Source organism: Clostridium chromiireducens (assembly GCF_002029255.1).
GTDB classification, from domain to species: domain Bacteria; phylum Bacillota; class Clostridia; order Clostridiales; family Clostridiaceae; genus Clostridium; species Clostridium chromiireducens.
Genome location: NZ_MZGT01000078.1, coordinates 1 through 20,379 on the forward strand (window position 1 = coordinate 1; position 20,379 = coordinate 20,379).

A 20,379-nucleotide genomic window follows, 5' to 3' on the forward strand; every position below is an offset into this window, starting at 1 on the left:
GGAGAATATGTATAATATATTAATTTTAATAAAGCCTTGACAAATTATACTTAAATATAGTTATATTTATATATAGTTATGAAATGTTTTGTTGTGTTTTGTTATGATATATTTTTTAAATAAGCTCTCAAAGAGGAGAATACAAAAGCGTATAAATCCCTTTGAGAGCTTATTTTGTTACAAAATCTTAGGAGTAATGGAGGGAATAATTTGAAGTTTGTTACATTTTCAGGACCACCATCTTCTGGAAAAACATCAGTTATATTAAAGGTAATTGAATGTTTAAAAAATGAAGAAAGTAAATTTGGTGTTATTAAATTTGACTGCCTTACTACATACGATGATTTACTCTATAAAAAGGCCGGAATTGAAGTTATGGTAGGGCTGTCGGGAAATCTTTGTCCAGATCATTTTTATATTAGCAACATTGATAATTGTATTAGAAATGGTGTAAAAAAAGGGTTAGAATTATTAATAAGTGAAAGTGCAGGATTATGTAATAGGTGTTCACCGCATATAAAAGATATATTAGCCGTATGTGTAATTGATAGTCTTTCTGGAGTTAATACACCTAAAAAAATTGGCCAAATGTTAAAATATGCTGATATCATTGTTATCACAAAAGTTGATATTGTATCTCAGGCAGAAAGAGAAGTATTTACGTTTATGGTAAAAGAGGCCAATACTAAAGCTAAAATTATATATGTTAATGGTCTTACAGGTCAAGGAGCTTATGAATTAAGTTTAAATATAAAAAAAGCTAAATCCATAGAAAACCTTGAGGGAGAAAAACTTAGATTTACAATGCCTTCTGCTCTATGCTCGTACTGTCTAGGGGAGACTATAATAGGTGAAGATTTTCAAACAGGAAATACAAAAAAAATTAATTTCGATGAGGTAAAAAGTAGTAGAAATAATCAGGCTAAATATTCATTCAATAGAAATACTCAAGATTTAAAAGCAGAAGATACTACTATTAATTCGATTAGTATTTTAGGTGGGCATGATAAAAGTGGAAATAAAGAAAATATAGAGCTTACAATTAACGTTGGTGAAGTGATTTGTATAGTTGGGCCTACAGGATCAGGAAAGAGCAGATTACTTGAGGATATAGAATGCATGGCTAATGGGGACACCCCGACTGGAAGAGTTGTTAAAGTATGTGGTGATAACCTAAAGGATAATAAGCTAGTTGCTCAGCTTTCTCAAAATATGAATTTTGTTATGGATGTATCAGTAGAAGAATTTATAGTAATGCATGCCCAGAGTAGAAATGTTTTAGAACTCGAAAATATAACAAGTAAAATTATTAAATTTGCAAATGAACTGGCAGGAGAAAAGTTTTCTAGAGATACGCCAATAACATCATTAAGTGGTGGACAGTCTAGAGCCTTAATGATTGCGGATACAGCTTTTTTAAGCGTGTCTCCAATTGTTTTAATTGATGAAATTGAAAATGCTGGCGTAGATAGGGGCAGAGCCTTGGAACTACTAGTTAAAGAAGGTAAAATTGTTTTTGTATCTACCCATGATCCAATTTTGGCATTACTAGGTGATAAAAGAATTGTAATAAAAAATGGTGCCATAGACAAAGTAATTAAAACAAGTCCTAAAGAAAGAGATAATCTCAAGATTATGAAATTAATTGATAATAAAATGTTGGAATTAAGAAATGCACTAAGAGGCGGAAAATTAATAGATTGGAATATGGAAGATTATTTTTATGAGAGAAATTGAGAATTTATAACTCACGATTCATGTTAAATTAAGATTGGTTTATGAAATAAAGTTATCTCTAAATAATTATTAACATAACTATGGAATTTAATGAATATGAACGCTAATATTAAGTTAATTATAATTAAAATTTAATTGAAAATATAAAAAAGATTGGGGTTAGAAGTATGAGTAAGACAAAAAATATTATTGATAAATCAGAATATGATGTTCTTGGATTATTACCATGTCCTATAAAAGTACCTGTAGAAATAGGGTTTGATGATATGATCAATGATTTGGGTAATGAATGTGATTTTAAGTACTTATTAGAGGGTAACGCTAACTATGAAGTAATGTGGATGGATGAATCGTCGCATGTACCTTCCAAAGAAGAATTACCTAAAGTAATTATAAGCGCAGGAGTAAATAGTTTCTATAGAAAAGATTTCAGAACTAAAGCAATTGAAGAAAAATATTTTAAAGAAGTCAAATGTAAAAATGAGGCTTTTATCAAAAGTGATTTATATGATAAAGATGGAAATTATTATATAATGTCATTAAATTATTTAGTAATGATAGTAGATCTTACGAAATTAAATAACAGGAATATCCCAAAATCATGGAGTGAATTATTAGATAGTCAATTTAAAAAAGAAATTGCAATTAGAGGTAAGAAAGGTAAATACTGCGAAACTACACTTCTTGCTATATACAAAGATTATGGAATTGACGGGATTATGAAATTAAAGGAACTTGTTGGATATGGAGGGCATCCTGCAGAAATGGTAAAGAATGCTGGAAAAGGAGTTGAAGATGCACCAACAATCAGTCTCGTTCCTCATTTTTATGCAAAACTTCTTAGAAACAATAAAAATGTAAAAATCATATGGCCTGAAGAAGGAGCAATTGTAAGTCCAGTTACCTTATTAGTACAAAAAGGCATTTCAGAAAATCTAGAAAAAGTAGTTGATTATTTTACTAGTCAAGAAGTTAGGGATATATGTAAGAAAGCATCACTGCCTCATCCAAGTGATTATTTAGAATACTTAAATGAAAACAATTATAAAATGAATTGGATTGGATGGGATTTTATAAGTAATAATGATATTAACAAGCTATTATTGGAGCTAAATACTTATTTTTACAGTAATTAAGTTAGTATTACCATAGATTTATGAGGATTTTTGAAGAATAGTATTAAATAAATTGTTTAATTGCTAGAAATTCTCACTTCTAGATGTTAGAATAAATTAATTATTATATATTAGGAGGGAAATTCTATGGATAATGAAAAATCCCTAACGGCAGTTGAAGTTGCGGAATTATTAAAGATAACTAAAAATACTGTTTATGAATTAGTTAAAAGAGGGGAATTACCTGGATATAAAGTTGGAAAGAAACTTAGAATAGATAAAGAAGATGTTGAAAATTATATAAATAATCAAAAAATAACGATAAACAGCGTTAATAAAACTTCAATAACGAAGAATGAATCAATGCAGAATGAACAATTAAACGAAATGAAGAAACTAGAGAGTCCTAATGATATTATAATCTCAGGACAGGATATAATTTTAGATGTTTTAGCTGAAAATATTAGGGAAAAAGTAAGCGATATAAGAGTTCTTAGATCAAATATAGGAAGTTATGCGAGTCTTTATGATTTATATTATGATAAAATTTCGATATCATCTGCTCATTTATGGGATGGAGATACTAATGAATATAATACAGCATATGTTAGAAAATTACTTCCAGGTATACCGTGCTTAATTATAAATCTAGCTTACAGAAATGTTGGTTTTTACGTAGCTAAAGGGAATCCTCATAAAATAAATACATGGAGAGATTTAACATCGCAGAATATTTCAATGGTAAATAGGGAAAAAGGATCTGGAATTAGAATTTTATTAGACGAGAAATTAAGGTTAAATAATATTGATAGGGAAAAAATTAAAGGCTATAGTATAGAAAAGCAGTCTCATTCTGCCGTAGCCAGAAGCATTGCTAGAGGTGAAGGGGATGTAGCAATAGGTAACGAAAAGGTAGCTAGACAAGTTGATGGAATTGATTTTGTGCAGCTTCAAGAAGAAAGATATGACTTAGTGATTAGGCAATCAGATTTAAAATATCCTATATATAAATTAATAATTGAAACAATACAAAGTGAAGGCTTTAAGAAAGAAATTGAAAGTCTAGGGGGATATGATTTAAAAGATATTGGCAAAATACTTGCGAAAACATAAATAATGTTATAGTATAAATTTAATATAACAAATATTAATGCAAAGACGCAGTAAGTTTACTGGGTCTTTTTTTGTTATAACAAATTAATTTAAAGGAGTGGTATTATGAATGAAATTGGAGTATTTCTTGATGAAAAAGAGACCATAAGTTCCTTTGATGGAGCGAGATATGTAAAAATATTTACAAAAGATAAATATTTATGGAAGACCAAAAAAGTTATCTTAATTAACAGGACAAGCAGTAAAAAAGGAATAAATGAAATAAGGCAAGAGTACAAAAATGTTCTTAGTGAAATGGAAAATTGTAAAATTATTGTCGTTAGTAAAGCATTTGGCATACCTTATAGTGTATTTTATATGGAGGATTTTAGCATTTGGGAATTAGAAGGTAATCCTCTCGATTATTTAGATGAGATTATTGAAAGAGAACTTGAACAAGAAGAGCTTGAAAAAAAAGAGATTGAAATAGCTAAAAAAATAAGTGAGGGATATTACTTTATTGATTTGCAGGAATTGGAGCTTACAAACCCAGAAATATCATCAAAAAAAGCAATAATGCCATATCTAGAAAAAGAAGATGTTAAAAAAATTGAAGTGCATTGCTGCCATGTACCGCCTTGGCTTATTAGTAGAAAAGAAAATGGTGAAATAAGTTTACAGATTAATGAAATAAAAAGAAATGACTATAAAGTTATTGTGCTAAAAAATTAACTATGAAATGGAGGATATATTTATGGAAGTAATAAAAACTAAATTTGGTATCTTAAAAGAGGCAGTTATTGCTAGTTATTACCCTACAGGTGAACCAGAATCCTATAAGGTAGAAGAAGAAAGTGAATTAGATATTTCAGGGTACAAGATTATACCTCTATATGGATTTGTTGATGAGAGGAGAAAAGAGTTTCCACCGATAAAAGTGTTTAAAAGTGGAAATATAAAAAGTGTAGCTTTAAATGAATTAGCTAGTATAAAAACTTCAATAGGAGTGTTTGAAGCGGAAAAAGTGACTTTTTATGAAGAAGGACAAATGAACCGATTATTTTTATTAGATGGTAGATTGTCTGGATACTGGTCAGAAGATGACGAATATAATTTGGCAAAAGTGTATAAGCTCGATTTTGAGTTTGCATCTATTGAAAATAAGCTTATGTCTCTTCATTTTTACAAAACTGGGGAATTGCAAAGTTTAACTTTATGGCCTAAGGAGAGAATCAGAATAAATGTTAATGAGTATAATTTTGTAGGAAGAATAGGTGTGTCATTATATAAAAGCGGCAAAATTAAGTCTTGCGAGCCTTTTAGGCCAACGACCATTAACACACCTTTAGGTGCAATAGAAGCTTATGATATTAATGCCATAGGAATTCATGGAGACACTAATTCATTAAACTTTAATGAAGATGGAAGTATTAAATCTCTTATTTCATCAACTAATACAATTGCAATTATTACTCCCGATGGAGACAAAATTTATCATTCGCCTAAAAAAATAAGATTGTATTCTAGCAGTGAAGTTATGGATACTATTACTTTAAAGATAGAGTTTATAGGAAATAAGGTTATAATAGATAATAAATATGAATATAGCATAGATATAAACCAATTTGAAATAAAAAGATTCGGAGAAAGGCAATTAACTTTGAGTGGAGATCTAAATAAGTGATTTTTGATTGATGAAGTAAAACACGAATATTATTAACAAATTATCAATAATGTATCGTTATCATTAAAAAAATCATAGAAAATCAGAAAATGGTTTGCAAAATCAATTTTCTGTGATATTATGATTTCAATAGCTGAAACAAGTTGTTAGCAGCTCAAAATAATTTAGAAATTATAAAATGAAAAAAGTATTTACAAATTAAATCTTTCGTGATATTATAATTTCAATAACTAAACAACCTAAAAAAACAATTTATTACAAAATTATAAATATCAAAAAAGAGTTTACAAAATCAATCTTTCATGATATTATAATTAAAATAATTAAATAAAACTTAAAACCTGTCATTAAGGCAACGAAGTCTAAGTGTTTAACTCAATGGAGAAGTTAAATTATCTTAGATTTTTTTTATAAATGAAGGACAAAGGAGTCTACTTTATTTTAACTGAAAAGTTAAATAAATTAGATTCTTTTTTTTAATAAGTTTTATTGTAATATTAATACAAATTAGTTATAACGTCCCATGAGGACTTATATAAAATCATTTAAATAAGAGGAGGAAATTATTATGAGACAAGTAGCTATTTATGGAAAAGGTGGTATAGGAAAATCTACTACTACACAAAATTTAACTTCAGCTTTAGCTGAAATGGGTAAGAATATAATGATCGTAGGATGCGATCCTAAGGCAGATTCTACAAGATTAGTTCTTGGAGGATTAGCACAAAAAACAGTTCTAGATACTTTAAGAGAAGAAGGAGACGACATTGAATTAGATGCAATCTTAAAACCAGGATATGGCGGAATTAAATGTGTTGAATCAGGCGGTCCAGAACCAGGAGTTGGTTGTGCAGGTAGAGGTATCATTACTTCAATAGGAATGCTTGAACAATTAGGTGCTTACACACCAGATTTAGATTATGTATTCTATGATGTATTAGGAGACGTTGTATGTGGTGGATTCGCAATGCCAATCAGAGAAGGTAAAGCTCAAGAAATATACATCGTTGCATCTGGAGAAATGATGGCATTATATGCAGCTAACAACATTTCAAAAGGTATTCAAAAATATGCTAAAACTGGTGGAGTAAGATTAGGTGGAATCATCTGTAACAGTAGAAAAGTTGATAAAGAATTAGATTTATTAGAAGCTTTTGCAAAAGAACTTGGAAGCCAATTAATTCACTTTGTTCCAAGAGATAACATGGTTCAAAGAGCAGAAATACACAAACAAACAGTTATAGAATTTGATCCAAAGGCTGATCAAGCTGATGAATACAGAACTTTAGCTAGAAACATAGAAAATAACAAATTATTTGTTATTCCAACTCCAATGAAACAAGAAAGATTAGAAGAAATATTAATGGAATATGGTTTAATGGATATCTAAGATATAGAAACATATTTAAATGGTAAAAACGGGGATTTACAATGTGTTAGAAAATATCTAAACACAAAATATAACTAAAAGGAGATAGAGAGATATGTATATGATTCGTGCAATAATCAGACCAGAAAAGGTCAGCACTGTCCTTTCAGAACTATTAGATGCTGGATTTCCAGAAGTAACTAAAATGGCAGTTTACGGAAGAGGAAAACAAAAAGGAATAAAAGTTGGTGATATTCATTATGATGAATTGCCAAAAGAGATGTTATTAATCGCTGTAAAAGATGAAGATAAAGACGATGTAATTAAGGTTATAATGAGAAGTTCTAGAACAGGAGAAAAAGGTGCTTTCGGTGATGGTAAGATATTTGTTGCACCAGTTGAAGAAGTATACACTGTAAGTAGTGGAAAAGCAGGATTATAATTTAGGAGGAATAGCTTTATGAAAGAAGTTATGTGTATTATTCGTTTGAATAAGGTAAGTAAAACTAAAGAAGCTCTTGCAGAAGCCGGTTTTCCGTCAATTACTTGCAGAAAAGTTCTTGGAAGAGGGCAAAAGTCCATAGATAAAGCTTTACTTGAAGCATATATGGAAGCAGGTAACTTACCACCAACATCATTTGGTGAAAACTTATCTGAAAGAGGAAGATTAATTCCAAAGAGACTTATAACTCTAGTTGTTAAAGATGAAGCAGTTAAAGCAGTTGTAGATGCCGTATTAGAAGTAAATTCTACTGGAACACCAGGAGATGGAAAAATATTTGTATTACCAGTTGAGGAAGTTTATAGAGTTAGAGATGGACAAGCAGGTGAAACTGCAATATAAATTCGGAGGTGAAGTGTATGAGTAAAGTAGATAGCGTTTTAGACAAATATAGTGCTAAAGTCTACAAAAATAGAAAAAAACATATGTTAGAACTTGAGCAAGAAACTCAAGAAATAGATGCAAATAGAAGAACCATACCTGGAGTAATGACACACAGAGGATGTTGTTATGCTGGATGTAAAGGGGTTGTTCTTGGACCATTAAAAGATATAGTATTATTAACTCATGGACCAGTAGGATGTGGATACTACTCATGGGGAACTAGAAGAAATAAAGCAGCAGTACAAAAAGGTGATGGAAACTTTATTCAGTATTGTTTTACAACAAACTTAGGTGAAAGTGATATCGTATTTGGTGGAGAAAAGAAGTTAAAACAAGCAATTGCAGAAATTGTTGATATTTTCAACCCAAAAGCTGTATTTATATGTTCAACATGTCCAGTTGGATTAATTGGTGATGACCTTCCAGCTGTTGCAAATGAAGTTAAAGAAATGTATGGAATTGAATGTATATCATTCCCTTGTGAAGGATATAAAGGTGTATCACAATCAGCTGGTCACCATATTGCAAACAACAAATTAATAAAGTCTGTAATAGGAACTACAGACTATACACCTAAAACTCATTCAGTTAATATTCTTGGAGAATATAACATAGGTGGTGACGCTTGGGAAATCGAAAGAGTCCTTAAGAAAATAGGCTATGAAGTAGTATCTATCATGACTGGTGATTGTAGTATTGATGATCTACGTAAAGCCCACACTGCGGATTTAAATCTTGTCCAATGTCACCGTTCAATTAATTATATCGCAGAAATGATGAAAATACAATACGGTACAGCATGGATTAAGGTTGATTTTATAGGAGTTGACTGTACAGTTAGAACTTTAAGAGATATTGCAAAATTCTTTGGAGATCCAGAATTTACAAAGAGAACAGAAGAAGTTATAGCTGAAGAATTAGAAGATATTAATGATGATATGGAATACTATAGAAGTAAATTAACAGGTAAAACTGCAGGTTTATACGTTGGAGGTTCTAGATCTCACCATTATCAAATGCTTTTAAATGATTTAGGTGTAGAAACATTAATTGCTGGATTTGAATTTGCACACAGAGATGACTATGAAGGTAGAGAAGTAATACCAACTATAGTAGAAGATGCAGACTTAAAGAACATCGAAACATTAGTAGTAGAAAAAATAGTTGATAAATACAAAGAACTAAAAACAGATGAAGAATTGGAAGAATTAAAGAAAGAGATAATTAATCTTGAATACTACCCAGGAATGATGCGTGACATGAAAAAAGGTACAATTGTAGTTGACGATTTAAATCACTTTGAAACAGAAGAGTTCATTAAAGAGTTAAAGCTTGATATGTTCTTCTCAGGTATCAAAGATAAGTTCTCAATACAAAAAGGCGGAGTATTATCTAGACAATTACACTCTTATGATTATAGCGGACCTTATGCAGGATTTAAAGGTGCAGCAAACTTTGGTAGAGATCTAACTATGAGTTTATATACACCAGCTTGGAGCTACACTGTAGCACCATGGAAAAATGAGTCGATATTAGAAGGGACATTATTAGAAGCAACAAATGGAGGTGAAGTATAATGTTAGATTTAACACCTAAAGAAATTAAAGAAAGAAAAGCTATTACCATTAATCCAAGTAAAACTTGTCAACCAGTTGGAGCTATGTATGCAGCTCTTGGAGTTCACGGATGTATGCCGCACAGTCATGGTTCGCAAGGATGCTGTTCATATCACAGAACAGTTTTATCAAGACATTTTAAGGAACCGGCTATTGCAACTAGCTCATCATTCAGTGAAGGTGCTTGCGTATTCGGTGGTGGAAGTAACATAAAAACTGCTGTAAAGAACATCTTTGATATGTATGATCCAGAAATAATTGCTGTTCACACTACTTGTTTATCAGAAACTATAGGTGATGACTTAAATGCATTTATTGAAGATATAACTATTCCAGATGGAAAAAGAGTATTATATGCAAACACTCCAAGTTATGTTGGATCACATATTACTGGATTCTCTAATATGGTTGTAAGCTTTATCAATAAATTAGCTGAAACAACTGGAGTAAAAAACGGTAAAATGTGTGTAATCCCTGGATTCGTAAATCCTGGCGATATGCGTGAAGTAAAGAGATTATTAAAACTTATGGGAGTAGATTTCACAATGCTGCCAGATACAACTGGAGTATTAGATGCTCCAATGACTGGTAAATATGAAATGTATCCAAAGGGTGGTACAAAAATTCAAGATATTATTGAATTAGGTGACTGCGAGAAAACTTTAGCACTAGGAAGCTTTGCTTCTGAAGCAGGTGCATCTGCACTTGAAAAATTATATAAAGTTCCTTATACAGCTTTAAAAATGCCAATAGGTATTGGAGCTACAGATGAATTAATTATGGAATTAAGCAAATTTAGCAAACAAGAAGTTCCATATGAGATTGAAGAAGAAAGAGGACAATTAGTTGATATAATGATAGACTCTCATCAATATTATGATGGAAAGAAAGTCGCTTTATATGGAGATCCAGATGTGCTAGTTGCTTTATCTAAATTCTTACTAGAACTTGGAATGATTCCTAAATATGTAATTACAGGTACTCCTTCATCTGCATTTGATAAACAAATGAAGGCGTTATTTGAAGAATTTGGTGTAGAAGGATGCATTGCAAAACAAGATTCAGACCTTTTTGAATTACACCAATTAATAAAGAACGAACCTGTTGATTTACTAATGGGTGGAACTCATGGTAAATACATAGCAAGAGCTGAGGATATTCCACTAGTTAGAATAGGATTCCCTGTATTAGATAGATATGTTCACCCATATATGCCAACAGTTGGATATAGAGGTGCAATGAGATTGTTAGAATTAATGCTTGGTGCATTAATGGATAGACAAGATAGAGATGCTAAGGAAGAAGATTTTGAATTAGTAATGTAATTAAATTCGTGTGAAATAGTATAAACCCAATAAGATATGCTCATATAAAAAAGCAACTATGCTGCAACAAAGATCAAAAAAGATATAGCAGCTATGCTGCAATTAAGATCAAAATGATATGTATAAAATAACCATAATTTAATAAGTTCAATGATTGAGCAATTGGAAATGACTAAGTCATGACAATTGCTCAATTCATTAATAATTGAGAATTGAGAATGCAGAATGAAAATTTTTTTATCATCGGTTTGAAAAAAATATATTTTGGGAAATTTTGAAAGAAACTTAGATTTTCATCCTTTATTCTCAATTTCCAATTCAAAAGAAACAATAAAAAATAAAAAAAGGTGGTGTGGACCTTATGGAAAAGAAATTATCTAATTCACTTCTTGAGGAAAGAGAAGAGTTTGTATGCTTTAAGGAAGGCAAAAATAAAAAATCTATGAAATGTGATGGTGATAGTGTATCTGGATCAGTTAGCCAAAGAGCTTGCGTTTATTGTGGAGCGAGAGTGGTTTTAAATCCAATAACAGATGCTTATCATATTGTGCATGGTCCTATTGGATGTGCTAGTTACACTTGGGACATAAGGGGTAGTTTATCAAGTGGTGAAAATTTATATAGAAATAGTTTTTCAACTGATTTAAGTGAGCAGGATGTAATATTTGGTGGTGAAAAGAAATTAACTGCAGCTATTGAAGGAATAATGGAAAACCATAATCCAAAGTTAATTTTTGTTTATGCTACTTGTATAGTTGGAGTAATTGGTGATGATGTAAAAGCAGTTTGTAAAATGGCTGAGCAAAAATATAATGTACCAGTAATACCAGTTATGTCACCTGGATTTTCAGGAAATAAATCAAAAGGATATAAATTAGCTTGTAACGCTCTTATGAATTTATTTTCTAGGAATATACTACCAAAAACTAGAGGCATAAATATGCTAGGTGACTTTAATTTAGCAGGAGAATTATGGATTGTAAGAGATTATTTAAGGAAAATTGGTGTAAATGTAATTTCAACAATTACAGGTGATTCTAGTTATAAAAATTTAATTAAAGCAAGCAGCGCAAGTTTTAACGTAGTTCAATGTGCTGGCTCCATGACTTATCTAGCAAAAAGAATGGAAGCAGAAATGGATATTCCTTTTGTTAAAATAAGCTTTGTTGGACTTGAAGATACAAAAAATTCACTTCTTAGAATTGCAAGTTTATTTAATGATGAAGAAATGTTAGCTAAAGCAAAGGCTTTTGTAAAAGAGGAAGAAGAAAAGATAATGCCTATTTTAAATTCTTATAAAGAAAATCTAAAAGGGAAAAAGGCTGCTATATATGTTGGTGGAGGCTTTAAAGCTATTTCTTTAATTAAGCAATTTAATGAACTTGGTATAGATACAGTTATGGTTGGAACTCAAACAGGTAAGAAAGATGATTACGAAGTTATAGGTAGTCTAGTTAATGATGGAACTGTAATCTTAGATGATGCAAACCCTTCTGAATTAGAGAAGTTTATGCTAGAGCAAGATGTAGATATTTTAGTAGGCGGAGTTAAGGAAAGACCTCTCGCTTATAAATTAGGAGTTGCTTTCTGTGATCATAATCATGAAAGAAAACATCCTTTAGGAGGTTTTATAGGGGCAGTTAATTTTGCAAAAGAAATAAATTTATCAATTAATAGCCCAGTTTGGAAATATGTAAAGGAGAGTGAAGATAATGAAGACAGCTAAGGAAAGTTATGTAAATCTAACTGTTAACCCATGTAAAATGTGCATGCCGATGGGAGTATGCAATGCATTATATGGAATTAAGAACTGTATGACGATTCTGCATGGTTCTCAAGGATGCAGTACATATATTAGAAGACATATGGCAACTCATTACAATGAACCTGTAGATATCGCATCATCTTCACTAACTGAAGAAGGAACTGTTTATGGTGGTGAAAATAATTTAATTAAAGGCTTAGAAAACTTAATTAAATTATATAATCCAGAAGTTATTGGTATAGCAACTACATGTTTAGCTGAAACCATCGGTGAAGATGTGGCCAGGCTCTCTAAAATATTCTATGAAAAACATCCAGAAAGTACTGTTAAATTAATACCAATAAAGTCTCCTGGATACGGTGGAACTCAATATGGTGGATATTTTACAGCTTTAAGATCAGTTGTAGAAAATATAGAAATGGATGTTACTAAAAATGATAAAGTAAACATCATTACGGGTCCAATAAGCAGTGCTGATACAAGGGAACTAAAAGAAATTTTAGAAGCTTTTAATATTGATTATATACTTCTTCCGGATTTATCTGAAAATTTAGATGGAGGGCATAGTAAAAAATATAACAGATTACCATGTAGTGGAACAAGTATTGAAGATGTTAAGTATATGGGGGGAGCTAAAGCTACAGTTGAGCTCACAACATTTGTTAAGGAAGAGTACTCTATTGGAAGTTATTTAAAAGAAACTTATGGTGTTAATAATTACAGAATTAATATTCCTAGAGGACTTAGGGATACAGATAAATTCTTAAGGGTTTTATCTGAGATTTCAGGTAATAAAGTTCCAGAAAAATATAAGAAACAAAGAGGAAGATATTTAGATGCCATGATAGATTCCCATAAATATAATGCAGAGGCAAGAATAGCAATCTTCGGAGAACCTGATTTTGTATATTCAACTGCAAGAATGGCAATCGAGAATGGTGTTGTTCCAATGATAATTGCAACTGGAGATGTTTGCAAGGGATTAGAACCAAGTTTAAGAAAAGAAGTAGATGAGCTTTCAGAACAATTATTTACTGAAAAATGTGCAATCATAGATGGTGCAGACTTCAAAACAATAGAGAAACTAGTATTAGATATGAATGTAAATGTAATGCTTGGAAGTTCTGATGGTAGAAGAATAGAAGAAAAGCATAAAATACCATTAGTTAGAGCGTCGTTCCCAATTCATGATAGAATTGGTGGTCAAAGAATTTTATCTATTGGATATGAAGGGTCTTTAAACTTAGGGGATCAAATTACAAATGTGATGTTAGCAAAAACTGAAATGACTTTTAGAGAAAATATATATAATGAATTTTATGATGAGGAAAAAATAGAAGAAACTGCAGTAAAAGATGAAGAAATATTAAGAAATGAAGACACAGTAATAAAGGAGGAAAAAAACATGGAATTAAAAGTTATAAGTAAAGAAGAAGTAGAGGAAAAAACAAAAACTCATCCTTGTTTTAGCTGTGATTCAGCTCATAAATATGCAAGAATGCATCTTCCTATAGCACCAAAATGTAATATAAGCTGTAATTATTGTTTAAGAAAATTTGATTGTGTTAATGAAAGCAGACCTGGGGTTACGACAGAAGTTTTATCTCCAGAAGAAGCTTTTGCAAAATATAAATATGTAAAATCTCAAATGGATAATTTAAAAGTAGTTGGAATAGCAGGTCCTGGAGATGCTTTAGCTAATTTTGATAACGTAAGGAAAACTCTTGAACTTATAAGAGAACATGATCCAGAGGTTACATTTTGTTTATCAACTAATGGTTTAATGCTCCCATTTTATGCTCAGGAATTAATAAATTTAGGAGTAAGCCATGTAACAATAACTATGAACGCTATAGATCCTAAAATAACTGCAAATGTATATAAATATGTAGATTATCTTGGAGTTACTTATACAGGTGAAGAAGGAGCTCAAATTCTTTTAAATAATCAATTATCAGGTCTTAAATATTTAGCTGATAGAGGAATTATGGTTAAAGTTAATATTGTAATGCTTAAGGGAATTAATGATCATCATATTGAAGATATAACAAAAAAAGTTAAAGAGCTTGGAGCTGGAATAACTAATATAATGCAAATGATACCAGTAAAAGGTAGTGTATTTGAAAATATGCCTCTTACAACTAATAAAGAAATAATGGATTTAAGAAAAAAATGTGAAATAAATATAAAACAAATGTATCATTGCAAACAATGCAGAGCAGATGCTATTGGATTACTTGGAGATGATCAATCTCAAAAATTTAGCAAACTTACTATAAATACTGATAAAAGTGAAGAAAAATCATTGAAATTCGCTGTGGCTTCAAAAAGTGGCATAGGTGTTGATATGCACTTTGGACATGCTTCGGAATTCTACATTTATGAATATAAAGATGGAGATGTAAGATATTTGGAAAAAAGAGACGTAGATAAATATTGTAATGGAAAAGAAGTATGTGAGGAAGAAGAAGACAAATTTGCTAAATTATCTAAAGTGGTTTCAGACTGCAATGGCGTGTTATGTCTTAGAATTGGTGATGAACCTAAAAAGAAATTTAAAAATATGGGTATAGATGTATTTATGACCTGTGAAACAATTGAAACAGCAGTAGAGAAAGCGGCTGAAGCAATATTAAAAGGAACAGAAGTTAAAGAAATTCTAAGAGCTTAGAACTCTAATTAGAAGGTAGAATGAAAAATCAATAATTAATGATGAAGAAGCAAATTCCAAAGTAAAAAGTGAGAGTCCCGATCTTGTATTCGGGAACTCTAACTTTCTCAGGGCGCTTTAACCTACATCATTAATTCTTAATTAGAAATGAAGGTGGTGATTGAGTAATGAGAGATGATAAAATTGAGATAATTGATAAGACGATTGTTGTTTTAAAAGAGCTATATGGTGATAAGTTAAAAAGTAAAAAACCACAATTAAGAGAATTGATAAAATTACTATATATAATAGGAAGTGAATATATAGAAATTACTCAAGAACTTTATGAAGAATTATCACCTTTACCTGAGAATGTTAAGTTTAAGATGTGCACTAATAAAATAATTGAAATGAAAAATAATTATGATTTATACGAGATTTTTAATAAAGAGAGCAACATGAATGCATATGGAAATCTGAGAATCGTTGGATTAGATGATATAATGTTTTATGATTATAAAAAAATATTTTCTAACATAAGAACAAACTTTGGAGAAAATATTGAAGTGTGTATTAAAAACACTTATGAATGTGCAACTGCTATGACGTTAGAGTGGATAAAACTTGGAGGAAAGAAAGTTATAACATCCTTTGCAGGAATTGGAGGATATGCTCCTCTTGAAGAAATTTTGGGGTCTATCTCTTTCTTAGAAAAAATAAATATCCGTGGAAATCATAAACTTTTCCCAAAAGTTCTTGAGCTTTTTGAAGAGATAATAGGAAGCAAGCTTAATGGAAATATGCCATTTATAGGAACTGACATCTTTAATGTTGAATCAGGAATTCATGTAAATGGGATAGCAAAAAATCCAAGTACCTATGAACCTTACGATCCAAGTGAAATAGGCAGAGAAAGAAATATTATAATAGGTAAACATTCAGGCATAAATGCTTTGGAAATAAAACTAAAGGAATTAAACATAAAATATAATCAGAACTATTTAAAAGTAATGTTGGAAAATGTAAGGAAGTTAAGTACGCAAAAACGTAGGGGATTAAATAATGAAGAGATAAAAGAAATATATGATAAATGTTGCATATAGCAATGAGGGGTGAGATATATTGGAATTGAAAGAAAAGGTTATTAATATTGTAGATACTACATTAAGAGACGGAGAACAATGTGCAGGAAAGGCTTTTTCAATCGATGAGAAGGTTGAAATTGCGAGATATTTGGATGAGAGTAACATCTATCAAATAGAAGCAGGAATACCGGCAATGGGCGATTTGGAAAAAGAATGCATAAGAAGAATCTTAAATATTAGGAGAAACTCTCTAATCTCAACATGGAATAGGATGAACAAAGAAGATATACTAAATTCAATAGATTGTAAGCCAGATTTAATTCATATTAGTGTGCCAACTTCTGATATACAAATATATTCAAACCTTGGTAAGGATAAGACTTGGATTGAAAAAAATCTTAGAGAATGCGTATTTTTAGCTAGAGATAATGGGTATGATGTTACTATAGGTTTCGAAGATGCTTCAAGGGCAGATGTTAATTATCTTATTGATTTGTGCCATATAGTACAAAAGATGGGAGTAAAAAGAATAAGATATGCAGATACCGTTGGAATATTGATGCCTTCTACAGTTAAGGATGCAGTAAGAACTTTAATAAATAATACTGGAATCGAGATAGAAATACATGCTCACAATGACTTTGGCATGGCAATTCCTATTTCTATTGAAGCTGTGAAATGTGGAGCTAAATATGTAGATTGTACCCTAGATGGAATTGGTGAGAGAGCTGGTAACTGTAATCTACAAGAATTTATTAGAGTTTCAGATGCTTTTTTAGAAAGAAACAGAAAATTATCATGAATATGTAAATAAAAAGAATTATGAAAAATCATAATTCTTTTTATTTATTATAAATTAAGAATGTAAAAAATTATATTAGGCAAAAATACGTGTTGTTGATTAATAAATAAAAAGTAGATAATAACTTCATCGCCATGTTAGTGATTGTGTAACTTTAAAATTGTATAAATTATGTTATAATTGATTAGATAAATAATAGAAAAGAAGGATTTAAAGTAAAAAGTAGGAGAAAATATGCTAGAAGGATTAAATAGTATTTTAGACAATGTGATATATTTAGATATTGAAACAACTGGACTTGATGAAAATAGTTCAGAAATTATAGAAATTGGTGCAATTAAAATTAAAGATGGCATTATAACTACTTATGAAACTTTAATAAGACCAAGAGGGCGAGTACCTATTAGTATTTATAACCTTTGCTACGGTTTGAATGAAAAAGATTTGTTAAGTGCTAGGAGTTTAAATGCTATTAGATCAGAGGTTGCAGAATTTCTAGAAGATTTACCTTTGATATGCCACAATGCAAATTTTGAAAGAAAGTTTTTGGGGTTTCACATTCCAGAAATAAAAAATGAGATAATTGATTCTATGGAATTTGCAGCGATTTTGGAGCCTTGGAGAAAAGAATATAATTTAGACGCTTTAATTAGAGAAATAACAAACTTAAGGAAAAATGAGTTACATAGAGGATTATCAGACTCAATTGACACATTAAAAGTAGTAAATTCTCTTCTTTTAAGACAATGGGATAGAGAAGAAAGAAGTACAAAGAAAAATAAATCATTGTATAATACCATAATAAAAGAATATATGTATTTAAAAAAGTGGCCATGGACTAAATATTTATTAAAACCACCATTTCTAACCCTTGAAAATTATGAGTATGTAAACTATGAAGAAAATAAAGTGATTGAAAATAAATTAAAGAAAATTACCATAGATTATTCACAGTTTGAAAAATTACTTGAAAACGAAGAAATTTGGAACAATGGTGGAGATTTTGGCTACCAGTATAGGAAAGATCAAAAAGAATTCTCTAAGAGAATTAGAGAAAATTTTGAAAAATCCGAAAGAATATTTATTGAAGCACCAACTGGCAGTGGTAAAACTTTTGCTTATGTGATAATAGCAGCTATTGAAACTTATTTAAATAAGAAGAAAAATAGGAAAGATGATGCAGCTTTTATTATATCTACAAATACAAAAGAACTGCAGAATCAACTAATTGAAAGAGATATACCAACTATACTTAAAAAGCTCATGCTAAATGATAAGTTGAATTATGGAGCTATGAAAGGGAAGGGTAATTATCTTTGTATAGAAAGAATTAATAAATGTGAAAGTCTGACTATAGGAGAAAAGGAAAATTTATTACTGCTTTTTCTAAGAAGGCTCAGTGAGAATGGTAATTACGGGGATATAGAAAGTATAAATTATTCTGCTCAGAAGCATTTTGAATTAGATAAATACATCAATGAAATTAATTGTGATAGTGAGCAATGTAATCTTGAAAAGTGTATAAGACCTTGCTTTTTAAGGAAACGATATAACGAACTGCCAGAAGAAAATATAACAGTAATAAATCATTCCCTTTTAGCATGCTGGCCATATTCTGAAAAAAAGAAGATAAATCATATTATAATAGATGAAGGTCATAACTTGATGGAAAAGTGTTATGATTTTTTTGCTGAGGAATTCTCTTCATCAAGTTTGATTGAATTATTAGACATGATTGAAAAAGGGCATCCAAGTATTTTAGCTATGCTTTTAAATCTAAATGCCAGCTATGGATATAGGGAAACCATAGAAAAGGATAAACTTACATATTTGGTTAATGAAATCAATATTAATATTAATATTTTATTAAATGATTTTAGAAGTATGAGACTGGTTAGTGGGGAATATAATTTTACTACTGAATTTTTTATTCCAAGAGATGATTTAAAAGGAATGACAAAAGCACTAGGTCCGGAAATATCTATGTTAAAAGAAAGTATCTATCCTTTATATAAAATTTTAAATGATTATGTTTCAAATATCACATTAGATGATGAAGTTAATGGCGATAATGATCATAGAAATTTATCAGATTATATAGCAAAACTTAAGTCTAATTTCGACATTTTGGATAAATTTTTAGAAAGCTCTGTATTTTATGCAAAGGTATTAGAAGTAAATGCTGAGTATAAAGAGTTTTATTTTAGAAATATTCCATTAAATGTTGGGGAATTAGTTAATGAGCATATGCTTAAAGATGTTAAGAGCACAACCTTTTTATCAGCGACATTTAAAATTGAAAACTCTTTTAATAAAATAAAAAAACACTTAGGTCAGGAAAAAGCAAAGGAATTTTTAATACCTCCAACCTTCGATCTAAAGCGAAGAACGAAAATTTTTGCATTAAATGATGTTGGAAGATATGATGAACCATCATATATTAAAAATGTTGCAAGATTTATATTTAATATATCTCAAAAAATTAATGGGCATATTCTTGTTCTATTTAATAACAATGCCAGAAGAACGGCTGTAAATGAAGAACTAGAAGTGCTTATTAGAGGAACCAAAATAGAGGTTCATACTAGTAAAAAATCTATTGCTGTATTAAATGATAAAAATAGGCAGGTTATTATCCTAGGTAGTAAGGGATTCTTTGAAGGAATAGATGTACCAGGTGATGCACTAAGCTGTGTAATGTTAGATAAAATTCCTAACTACAGCCCTGAATTTCCTATTTTAAGAGCAATAACAACATATCAGAAAAAAGGGTATCAGGATGTTAATTATCCTCAGGTTTGTATTAAAATGAAGCAAATATATGGAAGGCTAATTAGAAGCACTTTTGATTATGGGTATTTTATAATCTTAGATCCAGGCCAAAACACATATACCATAAGAAATTTAGAAAGAGATTTAAATGGTCCTAGTATTAAAGTTGTACCAACAATTAAAATACTTGATGAAATGGAGTTTGACTATAATAATTGGAAGAGAACTAATATTAATACGATTATAAATAGTATCAAGAAAAACAATAGAGATTTGAAAGAAGAATTCAATAATGAATCTAAAAAACATAAGTTGTTTTGGGAGTTAAGTAAAGTTGATAATGGAGAATATTATTTTGAAAATATTAATTTTAAGTTGAATGGCAAGATCTAAATGTTTTAAATTACTTTCAAGTAGGGACTTTATCACAGTATGAGTTTAATTATCTATGAGGAATCCTGTATCGATAATACAAATATAA

At 30.0% G+C, this 20,379-nt stretch carries 15 protein-coding genes; all 15 read left to right on the forward strand.

What is annotated here, in order from left to right:
• The first annotated feature begins 210 nt into the window (after positions 1–210).
• Entirely contained in the window at positions 211–1,737 is a 1,527-nt protein-coding gene (locus CLCHR_RS20330; RefSeq protein WP_079441742.1) for an ATP-binding cassette domain-containing protein, read from the forward strand.
• Positions 1,738–1,904: 167 nt separating this feature from the next.
• The gene (locus CLCHR_RS20335) at positions 1,905–2,873 is read left to right on the forward strand and encodes an ABC transporter substrate-binding protein (RefSeq protein WP_079441743.1); all 969 of its coding nucleotides are present in this window, start codon (positions 1,905–1,907) and stop codon (positions 2,871–2,873) included.
• A 126-nt stretch (positions 2,874–2,999) separates the two neighbouring features.
• The gene (locus tag CLCHR_RS20340; RefSeq protein ID WP_079441744.1) at positions 3,000–3,965 is read left to right on the forward strand and encodes a substrate-binding domain-containing protein; all 966 of its coding nucleotides are present in this window, start codon (positions 3,000–3,002) and stop codon (positions 3,963–3,965) included.
• Positions 3,966–4,070: 105 nt separating this feature from the next.
• On the forward strand, positions 4,071–4,676 hold the full coding sequence (locus CLCHR_RS20345; RefSeq protein WP_079441745.1) for a Fe-only nitrogenase accessory AnfO family protein: 606 nt from the start codon (positions 4,071–4,073) through the stop codon (positions 4,674–4,676).
• Between the two features lie 22 nt (positions 4,677–4,698).
• A complete protein-coding gene (locus CLCHR_RS20350) occupies positions 4,699–5,628 on the forward strand; it encodes a hypothetical protein (protein WP_169896860.1) in 930 nt (309 codons plus the stop codon).
• A gap of 568 nt (positions 5,629–6,196) precedes the next feature.
• Positions 6,197–7,018: a nitrogenase iron protein gene (gene nifH / locus CLCHR_RS20355; RefSeq protein ID WP_079441747.1), complete on the forward strand. Its 822-nt coding sequence runs from the start codon at positions 6,197–6,199 to the stop codon at positions 7,016–7,018.
• 94 nt (positions 7,019–7,112) lie between these two features.
• Complete coding sequence (locus CLCHR_RS20360; protein ID WP_079441748.1) at positions 7,113–7,439, forward strand: P-II family nitrogen regulator; 327 nt, start codon at positions 7,113–7,115, stop codon at positions 7,437–7,439.
• Positions 7,440–7,457: 18 nt separating this feature from the next.
• Positions 7,458–7,841 carry a P-II family nitrogen regulator gene (locus CLCHR_RS20365; protein ID WP_079441749.1) on the forward strand — a complete coding sequence of 128 codons (384 nt, stop codon included), beginning with the start codon at positions 7,458–7,460 and terminating at the stop codon, positions 7,839–7,841.
• A 17-nt stretch (positions 7,842–7,858) separates the two neighbouring features.
• Complete coding sequence (locus CLCHR_RS20370) at positions 7,859–9,460, forward strand: nitrogenase component I subunit alpha (protein WP_079441750.1); 1,602 nt, start codon at positions 7,859–7,861, stop codon at positions 9,458–9,460.
• The gene (gene nifK, locus CLCHR_RS20375; RefSeq protein WP_079441751.1) at positions 9,460–10,824 is read left to right on the forward strand and encodes a nitrogenase molybdenum-iron protein subunit beta; all 1,365 of its coding nucleotides are present in this window, start codon (positions 9,460–9,462) and stop codon (positions 10,822–10,824) included. The genes CLCHR_RS20370 and nifK overlap by 1 nt, the downstream gene beginning before the upstream one ends.
• Before the next feature lie 361 nt (positions 10,825–11,185).
• Positions 11,186–12,550 (forward strand): nitrogenase iron-molybdenum cofactor biosynthesis protein NifE, encoded by a 1,365-nt coding sequence (nifE, locus tag CLCHR_RS20380; RefSeq protein WP_079441752.1) that lies wholly within the window; start codon positions 11,186–11,188, stop codon positions 12,548–12,550.
• The gene (gene nifB, locus CLCHR_RS20385; RefSeq protein WP_079441753.1) at positions 12,537–15,260 is read left to right on the forward strand and encodes a nitrogenase cofactor biosynthesis protein NifB; all 2,724 of its coding nucleotides are present in this window, start codon (positions 12,537–12,539) and stop codon (positions 15,258–15,260) included. The genes nifE and nifB overlap by 14 nt, the downstream gene beginning before the upstream one ends.
• A 167-nt stretch (positions 15,261–15,427) precedes the next feature.
• Positions 15,428–16,342, forward strand: coding sequence for a homocitrate synthase/isopropylmalate synthase family protein (locus CLCHR_RS20390; protein ID WP_079441754.1), 915 nt, complete (start codon positions 15,428–15,430; stop codon positions 16,340–16,342).
• A 19-nt stretch (positions 16,343–16,361) separates the two neighbouring features.
• Complete coding sequence (locus tag CLCHR_RS20395) at positions 16,362–17,126, forward strand: beta/alpha barrel domain-containing protein (RefSeq protein WP_079441755.1); 765 nt, start codon at positions 16,362–16,364, stop codon at positions 17,124–17,126.
• A gap of 234 nt (positions 17,127–17,360) precedes the next feature.
• The gene (locus CLCHR_RS20400; RefSeq protein WP_079441756.1) at positions 17,361–20,291 is read left to right on the forward strand and encodes a helicase C-terminal domain-containing protein; all 2,931 of its coding nucleotides are present in this window, start codon (positions 17,361–17,363) and stop codon (positions 20,289–20,291) included.
• The last annotated feature ends 88 nt before the right edge of the window (positions 20,292–20,379 follow it).